The following is a 15,186-nucleotide window of genomic DNA, read 5'->3' on the forward strand; positions in this document are numbered from 1 at the left end:
GCTTGGGATGGCGATGAACGATGTCTGAGAACTTTGTGAGGGCGGTGCGCGGTCAGTCCGCGGAGGCCGGGTCTCCGGTCGGCGCGGCGATCGGCCCGGTGGGCGTCTCGATGCGGCGAATGGGCATGGTGGCGGCGGTCGCGGCCTCGGCGGCGGCGATGCGCTCCTTGTCCTCGATGAGGGTGACCGCGTCGCGGATCTGCTTCTCCAGGGTGGGCAGCATGCCCGCGTCCTCGATGGTGGGCGGCACCTCGAACTCCTCGCCCGCGGCGATCTGACGCATGGTGCGGCGCAGGATCTTTCCCGAACGGGTCTTGGGCAGCGCGGTCACCGCGACCACGTCGTAGAGGGTGGCGATATTGCCGACCCGCTCGCGCACCCGCTGGATGACCTCGCCGCGCAGCTGGTCGGCGTCGATGCCGACCCCGGCCTTGAGCACCACGTACCCGATCGGCCGCTGGCCCTTGAGCTCGTCCGGAATGCCGATGACCGCGGTTTCCGCGACGGCCGGATGCCCGGCGATGGCGGCCTCGATCCCGCCGGCCGAGAGCCGGTGCCCGGCCATATTGATCACGTCGTCGCTGCGGCCGAGGACATAGAGGTAGCCGTCCTCGTCGAAGTATCCGGAGTCGCCGGTCAGATAGTGGCCGGGATACGCGGAGAGATAGGAGCGTTCGAAGCGCGCGTCGTCCTGCCACAGCGTGGTGAGGGTGCCGGGCGGCAGCGGCAGCCCGATGACGATATTGCCCTCGGTGTTCGGTGCGACCGCATTGCCTTCCGAATCCAGCACGCGCAGGCGGTATCCGGGCACCGGCACCGAGGCCGAGCCGGATTTGATCGGAAGTTGTTGCAGTCCGAGCGGATTCGCGCAGATGGGCCAGCCGGTTTCGGTCTGCCACCAGTGGTCGACCACCGGGCAGTCGGCGCGGTCGGCGAGCAGGGTGGACGACGCCCACTCGTAGGTGGCCGGGTCCAGGCGTTCACCCGCGCAGAACAGGGCGCGCAGCGTCGAAAGATCGTGGCGGTGCGCCAGTTCCGCCTGCGGGTCGGCGCGGCGGATGGCGCGCAGGGCGGTCGGCGCGGTGAACATGACGTGCACCTTGTACTCGTCGATCAACCGCCAGAAGGTGCCCGCGTCGGGTGTCCCGATGGGTTTGCCCTCGTAGAGGATGGTGGTCGCGCCCACCAGCAGCGGCGCGTACACGATGTACGAATGTCCCACGACCCAGCCGATATCGGAGGTCGTGCACATGACCTGCCCGGGCCCGACGTCGTAGATATTGCGCATGGACCACGCCATGGAGACCGCGTGCCCGCCGTTGTCGCGCACCACGCCCTTGGGTTTTCCGGTGGTCCCGGAGGTGTAGAGGATATAGAGCGGATCGGTGGCGGCCAGCGAAACCGGTTCGGCCGGTTCGGCATCGCGCACGGCATCGTCCCAGTCCAGCCAGCGCGCGGCCACGGTCGCGGTGGAGGCGGGCAGGTTGTCGGTGGCGGGCTGTTCGGCGGAGAAGCGGATGGCGGGGAAGCCGTCGCGCTGTTTCACCAGCACGGTGCGGGGCGCGGTGGTCTGCGCGAGCTCGAGGGCCTGCAGCACGATGGGCGGGTATTCGATGCGGCGTCCGGGTTCGAGGCCGCCGGAGGCTGTGATGATGAGCACGGGTGCGGCGTCGTCGATGCGGGCGGCGAGTTCGTGCGCCGCGAAACCCCCGAAGACAACCGAATGCACGGCGCCGATGCGGGCGCACGCGAGCATGGCGATCACGGCTTCGGGAATCATCGGCATATATATGACGACGCGTTCGCCCTTGGTCACCCCGAGACGCTGCATGGATCCGGCAAATCGGGCGACTTCGTCCAGCAATTCCCGATATGTGTAAATCCGCCTGGCGCCCGTCATAGCCGAGTCGTATATTAGGGCGGGCTGATCGGCTCGACCCCCTCCTGACCGTTGGTCGAGCCCTCTTCCGATGTGATCTCGCGCACATGGCGATCCAGTGCGTTGTAGGAGGTGTTGAGGCGAGCGTCCGGAAACCAGCGCGCCGTGGGCCGCTGCTGCGAGTCGAGAATCTGGGTGGGAGGCACGTCCCAGCTGATGGATTCCGCTGCGGTGCGCCAGAACTCCGAGGGATCGACCAGGCTCAGTTGATACGCCGGTCGGTACTCCTGCTTCGCGTTCAACCCGGTGACTCCCTAGCTCCGCATCGATGCCCGCCTCGATAGATCAGCCTGATTGTGGCAGACTTCACGCGACGTCCGGGCGGACGCCGCGACCTTTGATTTTGCCTGGAATTGGCAGGTCAGCGACCGGTGGTTGCCAAGAAGTCACACAAGAAGTTATTGATCCGTTAGAATCGCATGTCACATATTTCGGCCGTCATGGACGCAATTTCTCGGCCAGCCGCAGTTCTCGGTCAGCTCTACCTGTCGAGCCCCGCGTGCGATCGCGGAGGCTCGCTGTTGGTTCGTGGCTGGGGCCAGTTTGGAAAGTGAGTGGGAGATGCGTGACGCCGCTAGGTCCGGCAGCACGAAGAGCTGGGCTCTGAGCAATTGGGACCTGCGATGGAAGGTCACGGCGGTTCTCGCCGTGCCGCTGCTGGTCGCCGTTGTTCTGGGCGCGTCCAGGATTTCGGCTGAGTTCGCCGAGTCCAGTCGTTTGTCAACGGCGGTGGACCACGTCGGGGTCATCCCGGCGATCACCGGCCTCAGTGCGGCGGCGGCTCAGGTCGCCTCCGGTCAGTCGGTCATGCTCGGCCCGACCCAGTCGATCACCTCCGAGCCGGAGCTCGCCAAGCTCGACACCGCCATCGCGTTCGCCGAGAAGGCCGCACCGCGACTGAGCGATATCCCGAGCGCCCGGCAGGCGCTGGACAAGATGATCGTGACGGCCAAGGCGGTCCGGGCCCAGGGCCTGGCGCCGTCCAAGACCGTCAGCGACGCCATCAACCAGGTCGAGGACATCCGCACCAACAGTGTCAAAACGGTGGAGCAGATCGTCGCCACCGTCTCCGACCGGGTCGTGGACACGGCCAAGCTGAAGATGGTCGACTCGCTCAACACCCGAGCGGTGATGGTGAGTGAGATCGGTGGCTTCGCCGAGGCCCTACGCGGCAACGCCAAGGATGGTGTGCGCGAGATTCAGGTCGCGGTGGCCGCCGAGCGTCAGATGCTGGGCGTGCTGCAGCACCGCTTCAATGACGGCGACCCCACCATCGCCGAACTTTTCCGTCAGGTCGACACCCGAATCCAGTTGACCTCCAGCACTCAGGCCGGCGCCGGCACGCTGCCGGTCTCCGAGCTGAAGGATTCGCTCGAGGCGAGCCTGGTCAAGTACCAGTCGATCGTCAACGACACCACCAAGGACATCACCAACCGAGTGGACACCCTGGCGAGCACCGCTCGCTCGGACGCGATCCGCTACTCGATCATCGTGGTCGCCACCATCCTCGGCGCGCTCGCGCTCGCCGTGCTGATCGCGCGCGCCATGATCGTGCCGCTGCGCCGCCTGCGCCTGGCCGCGCTGCGCGTCGCCGAATACGACCTCTCCCAGGAGGTCACCGCGCTGCGTGACGGCGCCGATCCCGAAGAGGTTCCGCTGGAACCGATGCCGGTGCACACCGACGAGGAGATCGGCCAGCTGGCCCGCGCCGTCGACGACATCCACGGCCAGGCGCTGCGCCTGGCCGCCGATCAGGCCGCCATGCGTAGCCAGGTCAACGACATGTTCGAGACCCTGGCCCGGCGCTCGAAGTCCCTTGTCGACCATCAGCTCTCGCTCATCGAGGCGATGGAGTACGACGAGAAGGACCCGCGCCTGCTCGAAAACCTGTTCCGCCTGGACCATCTCGCCGCGCGTATGCGCCGTAACGGTGACAACCTGCTGATTCTGGCCGGTACCACCAAGCAGCGCCGCGGCAAGGCCGCGCCGGTCGAGATCGCCGACGTGCTGCGCGCCGCCATCTCCGAGGTGGAGGACTACGAACGCGTCAAACTGGGTGCGACCCCGCGTGGTTCGCTGGTCGAGCCCGCCGCCTCCGATCTCGCGCACCTGTTCGCCGAGCTCCTGGACAACGCGCTGCGCGCTTCGCCCCCGGAGACGGACGTGAAGTTCACCTTCGCGCAGGCGCACGATCAGGGTCTGCTCATCGAGGTCTCCGACCGCGGCATCGGTATGCCGCCGGCGGAAATGGCCGAGATCAACCGCAAGCTGGAATCCACCGCCGAGGTCGGCCCGGACACCGCCCGCCACATGGGTCTGTTCGTGGTCGGTCGCCTCGCCGAGCGGCACGGTCTCACGGTCCGGTTGCGGCCGACCCTGGACTCGGCCCGCGATCCCGGCGTCACCGTGACGGTGCACGTGCCCAAGCCGCTCATCGTGGCCGCGGGCGGCGGACTGTCGGTGCCGCAGCAGTCGGCTCCGGCCGCGCCGGCCCCGCAGGGCGCGGGCAACCAGGCCGGGGCCTCGGCCTCCATGCAGATGCGTGCGGTCACCCGCACCGCCACCGGCAATGTCATGGTCACCGTGGATCCCGGTGTGAGCGGGCCGATTCCGGCCGGTGCGCCGGCTCCGGCCGCGCCCGCCCCGGCGGCCGCGAGCGCCGCGACCGGGCTGCCGCAGCGCACCCCGGGTGTGTCGACTCCGGCCGGAATGCCGCAGCGCGACGGCGGTTCCGGTGGTCTGCCGCAGCGTTCGCCCGGCGATGCCGCGGCCGCGAGCGGCCTGCCCACCCGTCAGCCGGGTGTGAACGGTCCGACTGTCAAGCACACCGTGGCGCCCGCGGGCGGCACGAGGCCGGGCCTACCCCAGCGGGATCCGGGCGCGAACCAGCCCGTCGGGCTCCAGGGCCAGCCGGGCGCGAGCCTGCCGCCGCGGGCGCCGGGCGAGGCTCCGGCCCGTCCGGGTGGCGGTCTGGCCGCCAATATGTTGAAGCGTCAGGGCGGTCTGCCGCCGCGGCCGGGCGGTCCGGGTGCACCGGGCGGACCGGGCGATTCGGCGCTGCCGCCGCGTGGCCCGGGTGGTCTGCCGCAGCGCGATCAGTCGGGTGCGATGCCGCAGCGTGAGCCCGCCGAGGGCGGACTGCCGTCGCGGGATGCGAACGGTCTTCCGCAGCGCGGTGATTCGGTGCTGCCGGGGCGGGGCGATTCGGCCCTCCCGGGGCGGGGCGATACCGCTCTGCCGCAGCGCGGTGAGTCGGCCGCCGGTGGGCTGCCCACTCGTCAGCCGGGTGCCAATGGCGCGCCGGGTCGTGAGCCGGGCGTCGGTCAGCCGCCGCGTGGTGGTTCGGCCCCGCGTACCGCCGCGAGCGGTCTGCCGCTGCGTGAGCCGGGTGCCAACGGCGCCCCGCAGCGTGATGCCGGGCGCAATGGCCTGCCACCGCGTGACGGTGGCGCGCCGGGCGCTGCTCCGGGTGCTCCGGAGTCGGGTCTGCCGCAGCGCGGCCCCGGTGGTCTGCCGCAGCGTGGCGCGGGTTCCCGCGACGCCGCCGGTGGTGGCCTGCCGCAGCGTGATGCGGCCGGTGGTCTGCCCGAGCGCGGTGCCGCCGCGCGTGGCGACGCTCCCGGCGGTCTCCCGCAGCGTGGCGAGAACGGTCTGCCGCAGCGTGGGGCGAACGGTCTTCCGCAGCGCGGTGATTCGGCGGCCGGTGGCCTGCCGTCGCGTGAGCCGGGCGCCAATGGTCTGCCGCAGCGTGGTGACGCGACGCGTGATTCCGGTAAGCACGGTCTCCCGCAGCGTGATTCGGGCGCCAACGGCCTGCCGCAGCGTGGTGACGCCGCCAACGGTCTGCCGCAACGCGGCGATGCCCTGGGCGGTCTGCCGCAGCGTGGCGAGGCCGCGAACGGTCTGCCGCAGCGTGGTGACGCCGCCGGTGGTCTGCCGCAGCGTGGCGCGAATGGTCTGCCGCAGCGCGGTGATTCGGCCGCGGGTGGTCTGCCGACCCGTCAGCCGGGTTCCACACCGGGTCTGCCGCAGCGTGATCCGGGTGCGGGTCTGCCGCAGCGGCCGGCTCCGCTGCCGGGTGTCGGTCTGCCGCAGCCGGATCCGGGCTCCGCCGGTGACGCTCGCGATCGGGGCCGGCACAGCTTCCGGTCGAACCCGCAGAAGGCCGCGTCGTTCTTCCAGACCAGGCTGCAGCCGGCCGGTGAATCGGAGGCGACGCTCGGCACGCCGATCTTCGCTGAGATGATGTCCGCGTGGCTTTCCGATCCGAATGCCGACCGGTCCCAAGTGGCCGCCTCCTTCGAATCACCGGGTGATGAAGGTTGGCAGGCCGCGCAGCGGGCCAATGAGTCGCAAGCCGAGAAGCGCACGGCAGCCGGTCTGCCGCAACGCGATCCCGGTAACCGACTTGTGCCCGGTGGTGTGACCGGTTCGGCTGACAGAACCCCCCAGCGCGACCCAGAATCCATCAGGTCAAGTCTGAGTCGTCACCAGCAGGGCGTCCGGGATGGCCGCGCAATGAAAGCTATGAACCTAACCGGAGATAAAGGAGACCGATGAACCCCGATCTAGGTGGTACGAAGCGTCAGCTGGATTGGCTGGTTTCGAATTTCGCCAATGAGGTTCCCGGCGTCGCGCACGCCGTGCTCGTTTCGGCGGACGGCCTGTTGATGGCCGCGAGCGCTCAGCTTCCCGTTGATCGTGCAGAGCAGTTGTCCGCGGTGACCGCCGGTCTCGCGAGCCTCTCCGTGGGTGTGTCGAACCTCTTCGAGGGCGGCACCGTGCTGCAGTCCGTGGTCGAGATGGAACACGGGTATCTGCTGCTCATGGCCGTCGGTGACGGCTCCTACCTGGCCGTTCTCACGAACACCTCGTGTGACATCGGCCAGGTGGGCTACGAGATGGCGTTGTTGGTCGAGCGAGTGGGCCAGACAGTCCAGGCCACACCTCGCGTCACGATGGGTTCCTGATGGCGGGATGGACATAGACAACGAACGCGTTGGGAGCGCCGAACCTAGCCTGGTTCGCCCGTATTCGCTGACCGCCGGTCGTACGCGGCCGAAGGTGGAATTGGCGTTGGAGGCGCTCGTCGCATCGCATCCGGTCGCCCTCGAGCGGCAGTTCGAACTCACCAACATCGAGACGTCAATCGTGGAGTTGTGCAGAGAATCGCCGTCTGTCGCCGAGGTCGCCGCGCGCCTGGGCATCCCGATCGGGGTTGCCCGGGTGCTGGTCGCCGACCTGATCGAAGCCGGCCACGTAAGGGTTTCGGCGACTTTGAAAGACGATTCCAGCGACGATGAACGTCGCGAGCTGATCGAAAGGGTTCTCAGTGGACTCCGGCGTATTTGATTCGACGACACAGGTCGACACACGCACGAGCAAGCCGACTTCGGCGAAGATCGTGGTGGCCGGTGGCTTCGGTGTCGGCAAGACCACCTTGGTCGGTGCCGTCTCGGAAATCGTCCCGCTGCGTACCGAAGCTTTGGTGACCAATGCCAGTGTCGGCGTGGACTCCCTCACGGGGGTCCCGTCGAAGGCCACCACCACGGTGGCCATGGACTTCGGCCGTATCTCGCTGGCCGACGACCTGGTGCTGTACCTGTTCGGCACGCCTGGCCAGTACCGCTTCTGGTTCATGTGGGACGACCTGATCCGCGGTGCCATCGGCGCGGTGGTGCTGGTCGACACCCGCCGGCTGGAGGACAGTTTCGCCGCCGTCGACTACTTCGAGGCGCGGAACCTACCCTTCCTGGTGGCCATCAACGAATTCGATGATGCGCCACGGTATCCGGTCGAGGACATCCGGCAGGCGCTGGCCATTCCGGCCGATGTCCCGATCATGTCGATCGACGCCCGCCGCCGGGATCCGGTGAAGCAGGCGCTGGTCGCGGTGACCGAGTACGCGCTGCGCAAGGTTGTGCAGGGGTACTAGGTAGTGGGCCCGGCGTTCGCGTATGCGGAGCTCCGGGCCGGATAAGCTCGCGCGCGTGAAGATTTCGGCGCGTGAGCTCTTGGGCGAGTTGCTCGATCCCGGTTCTTTCGTGAGCTGGGATCGACCGCCTGTCGCCATCGACGCCACCCCCGAATACGCGGCGGAGTTGGCGGCCGCGGCCGTCGCGGCGGGCACCGATGAGTCGGTGCTCACCGGTGAGGGGCTGTTGCGCGGGCGGCGGATTGCCGTGATCGCATGCGAATTCGCTTTTCTCGCAGGTTCGGTGGGCGTGGCCGCCGCCGAGCGGATCACCTCCGCCGTCGAGCGCGCCACCGAACTGGGGTTGCCCCTGCTGGCGTCGCCGACCTCCGGCGGGACCCGAATGCAGGAGGGCACAGTCGCTTTCGTGCAGATGGTGAAGATCGCCGGTGCGGTGGCCGCGCACAAGTCCGCCGGGCATCCGTACCTGGTGTATCTGCGCAATCCCACCATGGGCGGTGTGTTCGCCTCCTGGGGTTCGCTGGGCCACATGACTTTTGCCGAGCCGGGAGCCTTGATCGGCTTCCTCGGGCCGCGCGTCTACCGGGCCCTGTACGGCCGGGACTTCCCCGAGGGCGTGCAGATCGCCGAAAACCTTTACGCCAGTGGCGTTATCGATGGTGTCGTCCCCGTTCCGGTCTTCCGCCGTATCGCGCACCGCGCCTTGAACGTGCTTTGTGGAACCCCTGCCGATCCACCTTCCCCGGAGCGGGACCCCAAGGAATTCGGCAGGGGCACTGGAGTATTCGCGGCCGGACACGAACTGTATGGGCCCGCTCTCCGGGAAGGTGGTGATATTCCCGCCTGGCAGTCGGTGCTGATCTCCCGCCGCGCCGACCGCCCCGGCATTCGCGAACTGCTCCGCAATGTCACCGACCGAGTCCCCCTGTCCGGCACCGGCCAGGGCGAATCCGACCGCACCGTGGTCCACGCCCTGGCCACCTTGCGCGGCCAGCCCTGCGTGGTCTTCGGCCACGACCGCGCCGGCCAGTCCCCGGACAACACCATGGGTCCGGCGGCGTTGCGCGAGGCCCGCCGCGCCATGGCCCTGGCGGCCGAACTCCACGTCCCCCTGGTCCTGGTGATCGACACCGCTGGCGCTTCCCTCTCCCGGGAGGCCGAGGAACGCGGCCTGGCTCCTGAAATAGCCCGCTGCATAGCCGATCTCGTCACCCTCGACACCCCCACGGTCTCCGTCCTGCTCGGCCAGGGCACGGGCGGCGGCGCGCTGGCCCTGCTGCCCGCGGACCGCGTCCTGGCGGCGGCCAATGGCTGGCTGGCCCCCTTGCCGCCCGAGGGCGCCAGCGCCATCGTCCACCGAGACACCGGCCACGCCCCGAATCTGGCCGCCGCCCAGCGCATCCGCGCGGTGGATCTCCAGGAGGACGGCATCGTGGACCGCATCGTCCCCGAATACCCCGACGCCGCCGACGAACCCGTCGACTTCTCCCGCCGCATGGTGGCCGCGATCGCCGCCGAGGTGGCGGCCCTGCGCGAACAGCCCGCCGGGAAACTGCGCGCCACCCGCCACTCGCGCTACCGCCGCCTCGGCCTGAACTGAGTCAGCCGACGACCTGGCCGGTCTCGTTCCCGTGTTCGTCGCGCAGGTGCGTGGGCCAGATCTCCAGCTCCAGCCCCGGCAGGCTCGCGAAGGTGTGCCGGCCGGCCTCCGGCCGCAGCGCGGCGGTGAACTCGTCCAGCGCCGCCGCGGGCAGCTCGATCTCCAGGGCGTCGTCCTGCACCAGCTCCGCCCGGAAGCGGTCGCCGGGCACGAAACGCAGGAGCCGGTCCTGGCTTTCGAGGAGCAGCGGTCTGTCGTGCGGTAGCCGCCCGCGCAGCACATCGGCAATGGCCGGGGCCTGCAGCGCGCCCAGTCGCAGCACGGTCGTATCGGGTTCCAGCTCCCAATCGACGAGAGATACGAACAGCGACCCCGCACTGGATCCATCGCGCGCGATCCCCGCCGCGACCGCTGTCGCCAGCTCCGGATCCTGGAGCAGGGACGAGCGCTCGATATCGGTGACGTACAGGGGAATTCGCTGTTCGAGGGCCTCGAGCAGCAGTTCGGTCCGCCACTGCCGCGCGGCGTCGTATTCGTCGCCGGTGAGCCCGACGACCTGCAAAAACTGGACCTGTCCGTGTGGGGTGCCGATGGTGCCGAGCTCGGGATCGTGGGTGAAGGCGATGGCCCGCACCGCCGAATCCTCGCGATCGGCGGCAATGGGACCGTTCACGTTCATGTGATGGCCTGCCTCGAACCAGTTTCCGGTCTTGAACACGTACCGCCCCAGGTTCTGCAGCAGGCTCGCCGCCCATACGGGCGGTGTGCTCTCCTCCGGTTTCCGGGCGAGCCGGAAGGTGAATTCGAAACCCCACCCGGACTCGTCCGGGTTGTCGGATTCCTTGTCGTACAGCTCGCTCATGCCGTAGGAGATGTAGTGCCAGTGCGGCACGGGCTCGGTGCGGGCGTACACACTGATTCCGTCGAGCGGATCCGGTCCGCCGAGCATCCACTTGATCACCGTTCCCCAGTGGAACGGCTGGGCGTCGCCGTAGATTCGAGCCAGCGCCGCGTCGATGGCCGCCCAGCCCGGTGCTTCGTCCTCGATGAGTTCATTGCTCCCCATGCGTGAAAGTTAGCCGATTCACAACGGATTGACCTCGCGCTATGTCGCTTCGTGGGCGGTTGACGTGCCCCCCGTGCGCTTCTACTTTCGATGTAGTGACCTACCGCCCAGAATCCAGCGACATTCCCGCAATCGTTCTCAGTGATGGACAAGTCATGCCCAAGCTCGGGTTCGGTGCGTACAAGGTCGCCGGTGAGCAGGCCGAGGGCATCATCACCAAGGCTTTGGAGCTCGGGTACCGGAGTATCGATACGGCGTCGCTGTACGAGAACGAGGAGGAGGTCGGGCGGGCGATCCGGGAATCGGGGCTGCCGCGCGATGAGGTCTTCGTCACCACGAAGCTCTGGAATTCCGACCATGGCTACGATTCGGCAATGCGGGCGTTCGACGCCAGTATGAAGCGGCTGGGGCTGGATCGGGTGGATCTGTATCTGATCCATTGGCCGCTGCCCGCCACCGACCTGTACGTCGATACCTTCCGGGCGTTGCAGTCGCTCAAACGGCAGGGCCGCGTGGTCTCCATCGGCGTCTCGAACTTCAATCGTTCGCATCTGGAGCGCGTCATCGGCGAGACCGGGGAGATCCCGGCCGTCAATCAGATCGAGCTGCACCCCTACTTCGCGCAGAACGAGCTGCGCGCCTTCCACGCCGCGAACGGCATCGTCACCGAGGCGTGGAGCCCGCTGGGGCGCGGCGCGGAGTTCAACGACTCGGTGATCATCCATCTTGCCGAAAAGCTGGGCCGCACACCGGCTCAGATCATCCTGCGCTGGCATATGCAGCTGGGCAATGTCGCAATCCCCAAGTCCGCCACGCCTTCTCGCATGGCGGAGAACCTGGCCGTCTTCGATTTCGAGCTGACCGGCCGCGAGATGACCCAGATCACCACCCTGGACAAGGGGGCGCGGCAGGGCGGTGATCCGGACACGCTGGATCTGGATGCGCCCGGCGCGTCCTAAACGCCTTTCAGCCCAAGGTAATTCGTGAGTTCCACGGCGGCGGCGCGGCCCGCGCGGTTCGCGCCGATGGTGCTGGCCGAGGGGCCGTAGCCGATCAGGTGGATGCGGGGGTCGGCGGCGACCTGGGTGGCGAGCTGCCCGGTCATGGTGATCCCGCCGCCGGGACCGCGCAGGCGCAGCGGGGCCAGATGGTCGAGGGAGCTGCGGAAGCCGGTGGCCCACAGGATGACGTCGGCCGGCTGGAACGAGCCGTCCGCCCAGCGGATGCCGCCGGGATCGATGTGATCGAACATGGGTTGCCGGTTCAGGACGCCGCGAGCGCGCGCGGCCTTGACCCGGTCGTCATTGCGCAGTCCCGTCACGGACACCACGGAGCCGGGCGGCAGGCCGCGCCGCACCCGGTCCTCGACGATGGCCACGGCGGCGCGCCCGGCGTCGGGGGAGAATTCGTCGTCGCGGAAGACGGGTTCGCGCCGGGTCACCCACGTCGTGGTGGTGACTTCCGAGATCTCGTCCAGCAGTTGGATCGCGGTGATCCCGCCGCCCACCACGACCACCTGCTTGCCCGCGAATTCGCTTGCGGTGCGGTAATCGTGGGCGTGCAGCTGCCGTCCGGCGAAGGTGTCCGCGCCGCGATAGAACGGGATGAACGGCTTGTCCCACGTGCCCGTCGCATTGATCAACCCGCGCACCCGGAACGTGTCGCCGGGTGTCGTGGTCGCGGGCGGAGCATTGTTCGCGGTGGCGTTGGTGCCGCCCTGCCTGGTTTCCGCGTGCAGCAGCCCGTCGACCTCTTCGTTCGGGCAGGTGGCCGGGGTGGCGCGGTCGCACACCACGCTCACCGACACCGGCCGGTGCACGCGCAGGTCGAAGCGCTTCTCGTACAGGTCGAAGTAGTGCGGCACGGCGGTGGCGGCCTGCACCTGGTCGGAGTCGGGCGGCAGGGTTTCGGTGAAGGACATGCCGGGCAGGTCGTGGATGCGGTTGACGGTGCTCAAAGTCAGTGAGGGCCACCGGAATTGCCAGGCTCCGCCGGGGGCGGGGGAGTGGTCGAGGATGAGGAAGTCCTGTTCGGGTCGCAGGCCGAGGCGTCGCAGGTGGTAGCCGACGGAGAGACCGGCCTGGCCCGCGCCGATCACGAGGATGTCCACATCGGGTGTCGCACTCACGAGCCGACAGTACCGAGCCGTGCGGCCGTCCTTTGTTGACCGGTCGGTAGCTCTCGCCGCGTCGAGTGCGGGGCAGTCGGTCCGTCCCGCTTAAAGTGAATGCCGACAATCAGCACGGTGGAGGGGCAGGACATGCTCGGAGTGAGTCGCGATGGCGATGTGGTCACCATCGAACTACAGCGTCCGGAGCGCCGGAACGCGCTGAACACCGACCTGGTGGTGGAGATCCAGCAGGCGGTCCAGGAAGCGGCGAAGTCGGCGCGCGTGATCGTGCTGACCGGGCAGGGCCCGTTCTTCAGCGCGGGCGCCGACCTGGACGGCGTCTATTCCGACGACTTCCTGGACGGCCTGCTCAGCATGCTGCGCACCATCGAGCAGGTGCCGGTCCCGGTGATCGCCGCCATCAATGGCGGGGCCATGGGCGCGGGCGTGCAGATCACCCTGGCCGCGGATCTGCGGGTCATGGAGCCGGACGCCTTCATCGGTATTCCGGCGGCAAAACTCGGTGTGGCCGTGGACGGTTGGACGGTTCGCCGGCTGTCCTCGCTCATCGGCGGCGGCCCGGCCCGCACGATTCTGCTGGGCGCCGAACGGGTTTCCGCCGCCGACGCCTACACCTTCGGTTACGCCAACAAGCTCGGCACCCTCGCCGACGCCAAGAGGTGGGCCGCGCAGATCGCCGACCTGGCCCCGCTCACCCTCGAGCACCTCAAACTGGTCTTCAACGACGACGGCGCCCGCGCCGAGGAAACCCCCGCCCAGCGCGCGGCCATGGCAGCGGCGTGGAGCAGCGCGGACGCCCAGGAGGCCCGATTGGCCCGCCAGGAAAAGCGGACCGCGAAGTTCGTGGGCCGATGAAGAACACACGGCGAGCGACCGCGATTTCGCGGAAACTGGTGGGTATGGGAGCTGGTGCGTTCGGAATTTCCTGGGTGGTGCGGGCGGCGTGGGGCATCCCGTCCGCGATGGGCGCGTCGATCTCGGCGATCGCCCCCACCGCGAAAGGTGCCACCACATACCGCAATCGGCAGTTCCACAACACCGAGCCGAGCAGTCAGATCGCCGCGGGTTCGGGCATGGGGCTGCTGTATCAGCTGGTGACGCAGCGCAATAACGGTCGCCCGCCGGGGAAGATCCCGCTGGAGACGCCCGCGGTGCCGGAGGAGGCCGCGGATCTGGCGGTCACCTGGTACGGGCACGCGAGCTGTCTGGTCGAGGTGGACGGGTATCGCGTCCTCACCGATCCGGTCTGGAGTGAACGTGTTTCGCCGTCGCCGCTGGTGGGCCCGGCCCGCCTGCACCCGGTGCCGACACCTCTCGAAGCGCTGCCGCCGATCGACGCGGTGCTCATCTCGCACGACCACTACGACCATCTGGACCGCGAGACCGTCACCGAGCTGGTGGCGCGCCAGCAGTGCGTGTTCATCGTGCCGATCGGCATCGGCGCGCACCTGCGGCACTGGGATGTCCCGGTCGACCGCATTGTCGAATTGGATTGGGCGGCTTCGGTTTCCCTGTCGGAGCTGGAGCGCGACCGCGGCGACGGCACCGATCTGGTGATCACCTGCTCGGAGGCCCGGCACTTCTCCGGTCGCGGGCTGGTGCGCAACACCACGCTGTGGGCGTCCTGGTCCCTCACCGGTCCGACGCGGCGGGTCTACTTCGGTGGCGACACCGGCTACACCAAGGCGTTCGCGGAGGCGGGCGCCCGGCTCGGCCCGTTCGATCTGACCCTGCTGCCCATCGGCGCGTACGACAAGGCGTGGCCGGACGTGCACATGAACCCGGAGGAGGCGGTGCGCGCACACGCCGATCTGTGTGTCGGCGACGCCGGGTACGGCCTGCTCGTGCCCATTCACTGGGCGACCTTCAATTTGGCCTTCCACGGCTGGTCGGAGCCGGTACGCCGAATGGTGGCGGCGGCGCGCGAGGCGGGCACGGAGGTCGCCGTGCCGAAGCCGGGACAGCGGATCGACCCGATTGGCCTGCCGCCGCGGGATAGCTGGTGGGAGGATGTTCGCCAATAACCGAGGACCGAGTGTGAAGGAGCACGGCCGTGAGCTTGTTGGACACGCTCAAGGGATTGGTTGGCAAGGGTAAGGATGTCGCCGCCCAGAACGCCGAGAAGATCGAGCAGGCAGTAGACAAGGCCGGATCGGTCATCGACCAGAAGACCGGTGGCAAGTACTCGTCCCAGATCGAGAAGGGCGCCGAGGCCGTCAAGAACGCCATCCCGGAGAGCACCCCCGCTGCCGCCGCACCCGCGGAAGCAGCACCGGCTGAGGCCGCTCCGGCGGCGGAACCGGCCCCCGAGCCCGCGCCGGAGCCCGCTCCGGCCGAGGCGGCGGCCGAGCCCGCTCCCGAGGCCGCCGCGGAACCGGCTCCCGAGCCGGCGCCGGACGCCGCTCCGGAGGACAAGCCGCAGGTCTGATCTCGTATCGCTGGTCGCGGGCCGTTCGGTCCGGCGGAGACACACCGCCGGTAACCCGAACGGCCCGTTTCCATTTCGCGGGACGCC

General features: G+C 68.7%; 11 protein-coding genes and 1 pseudogene. 9 read left to right on the top strand and 3 right to left on the bottom strand.

Annotated elements, in window-relative coordinates; genetic code table 11:
- Positions 1 to 52: 52 nt before the first annotated feature.
- A pseudogene (locus H0264_RS04965) lies at positions 53 to 2,181 on the bottom strand (AMP-binding protein).
- A gap of 319 nt (positions 2,182 to 2,500) precedes the next feature.
- On the opposite strand from H0264_RS04965, the gene H0264_RS04970 reads away from it, so the two are divergent.
- From H0264_RS04970 to H0264_RS04990, 5 genes are read left to right on the top strand one after another with little or no spacing between them, the layout of a single operon-like run.
- Positions 2,501 to 6,499 (top strand): ATP-binding protein, encoded by a 3,999-nt coding sequence (locus H0264_RS04970; RefSeq protein WP_181582867.1) that lies wholly within the window; start codon positions 2,501 to 2,503, stop codon positions 6,497 to 6,499.
- A complete protein-coding gene (locus H0264_RS04975; protein ID WP_029930951.1) occupies positions 6,496 to 6,909 on the top strand; it encodes a roadblock/LC7 domain-containing protein in 414 nt (137 codons plus the stop codon). Before H0264_RS04970 ends, H0264_RS04975 begins: the two co-directional genes overlap by 4 nt.
- Positions 6,910 to 6,916: 7 nt before the next feature.
- A complete protein-coding gene (locus tag H0264_RS04980; protein WP_067531005.1) occupies positions 6,917 to 7,291 on the top strand; it encodes a DUF742 domain-containing protein in 375 nt (124 codons plus the stop codon).
- Positions 7,272 to 7,874 carry a GTP-binding protein gene (locus tag H0264_RS04985; RefSeq protein ID WP_181582868.1) on the top strand — a complete coding sequence of 201 codons (603 nt, stop codon included), beginning with the start codon at positions 7,272 to 7,274 and terminating at the stop codon, positions 7,872 to 7,874. The genes H0264_RS04980 and H0264_RS04985 overlap by 20 nt, the downstream gene beginning before the upstream one ends.
- 22 nt (positions 7,875 to 7,896) lie before the next feature.
- Positions 7,897 to 9,474, top strand: coding sequence for a carboxyl transferase domain-containing protein (locus H0264_RS04990; protein WP_181582869.1), 1,578 nt, complete (start codon positions 7,897 to 7,899; stop codon positions 9,472 to 9,474).
- A 1-nt stretch (position 9,475) separates the two neighbouring features.
- On the opposite strand, the gene H0264_RS04995 is transcribed toward H0264_RS04990, so the two are convergent.
- Positions 9,476 to 10,540 carry a suppressor of fused domain protein gene (locus H0264_RS04995; protein WP_181582870.1) on the bottom strand — a complete coding sequence of 355 codons (1,065 nt, stop codon included), beginning with the start codon at positions 10,538 to 10,540 and terminating at the stop codon, positions 9,476 to 9,478.
- 95 nt (positions 10,541 to 10,635) lie between these two features.
- Between H0264_RS04995 and H0264_RS05000 the strand changes: the two genes are divergently transcribed.
- A complete protein-coding gene (locus H0264_RS05000) occupies positions 10,636 to 11,499 on the top strand; it encodes an aldo/keto reductase (protein ID WP_420832037.1) in 864 nt (287 codons plus the stop codon).
- Here H0264_RS05000 and H0264_RS05005 read toward each other — a convergent pair.
- Positions 11,496 to 12,668, bottom strand: coding sequence for an FAD-dependent oxidoreductase (locus tag H0264_RS05005; RefSeq protein ID WP_181582872.1), 1,173 nt, complete (start codon positions 12,666 to 12,668; stop codon positions 11,496 to 11,498). The two genes, H0264_RS05000 and H0264_RS05005, sit on opposite strands and share 4 nt — an antisense overlap.
- Positions 12,669 to 12,800: 132 nt before the next feature.
- Here H0264_RS05005 and H0264_RS05010 point away from each other — a divergent pair, with 132 nt between their 5' ends.
- Genes H0264_RS05010 through H0264_RS39285 form a run of 3 tightly spaced genes read left to right on the top strand, consistent with a single transcriptional unit; the run spans position 12,801 to position 15,099 of the window.
- A complete protein-coding gene (locus tag H0264_RS05010; protein WP_181582873.1) occupies positions 12,801 to 13,526 on the top strand; it encodes an enoyl-CoA hydratase in 726 nt (241 codons plus the stop codon).
- The gene (locus H0264_RS05015; protein WP_420832038.1) at positions 13,523 to 14,695 is read left to right on the top strand and encodes an MBL fold metallo-hydrolase; all 1,173 of its coding nucleotides are present in this window, start codon (positions 13,523 to 13,525) and stop codon (positions 14,693 to 14,695) included. The genes H0264_RS05010 and H0264_RS05015 overlap by 4 nt, the downstream gene beginning before the upstream one ends.
- Positions 14,696 to 14,724: 29 nt before the next feature.
- Positions 14,725 to 15,099, top strand: coding sequence for an antitoxin (locus H0264_RS39285; RefSeq protein ID WP_181582875.1), 375 nt, complete (start codon positions 14,725 to 14,727; stop codon positions 15,097 to 15,099).
- The last annotated feature ends 87 nt before the right edge of the window (positions 15,100 to 15,186 follow it).

The sequence above is a fragment of the Nocardia huaxiensis genome, assembly GCF_013744875.1.
In the GTDB taxonomy this organism is placed as follows: domain Bacteria; phylum Actinomycetota; class Actinomycetes; order Mycobacteriales; family Mycobacteriaceae; genus Nocardia; species Nocardia huaxiensis.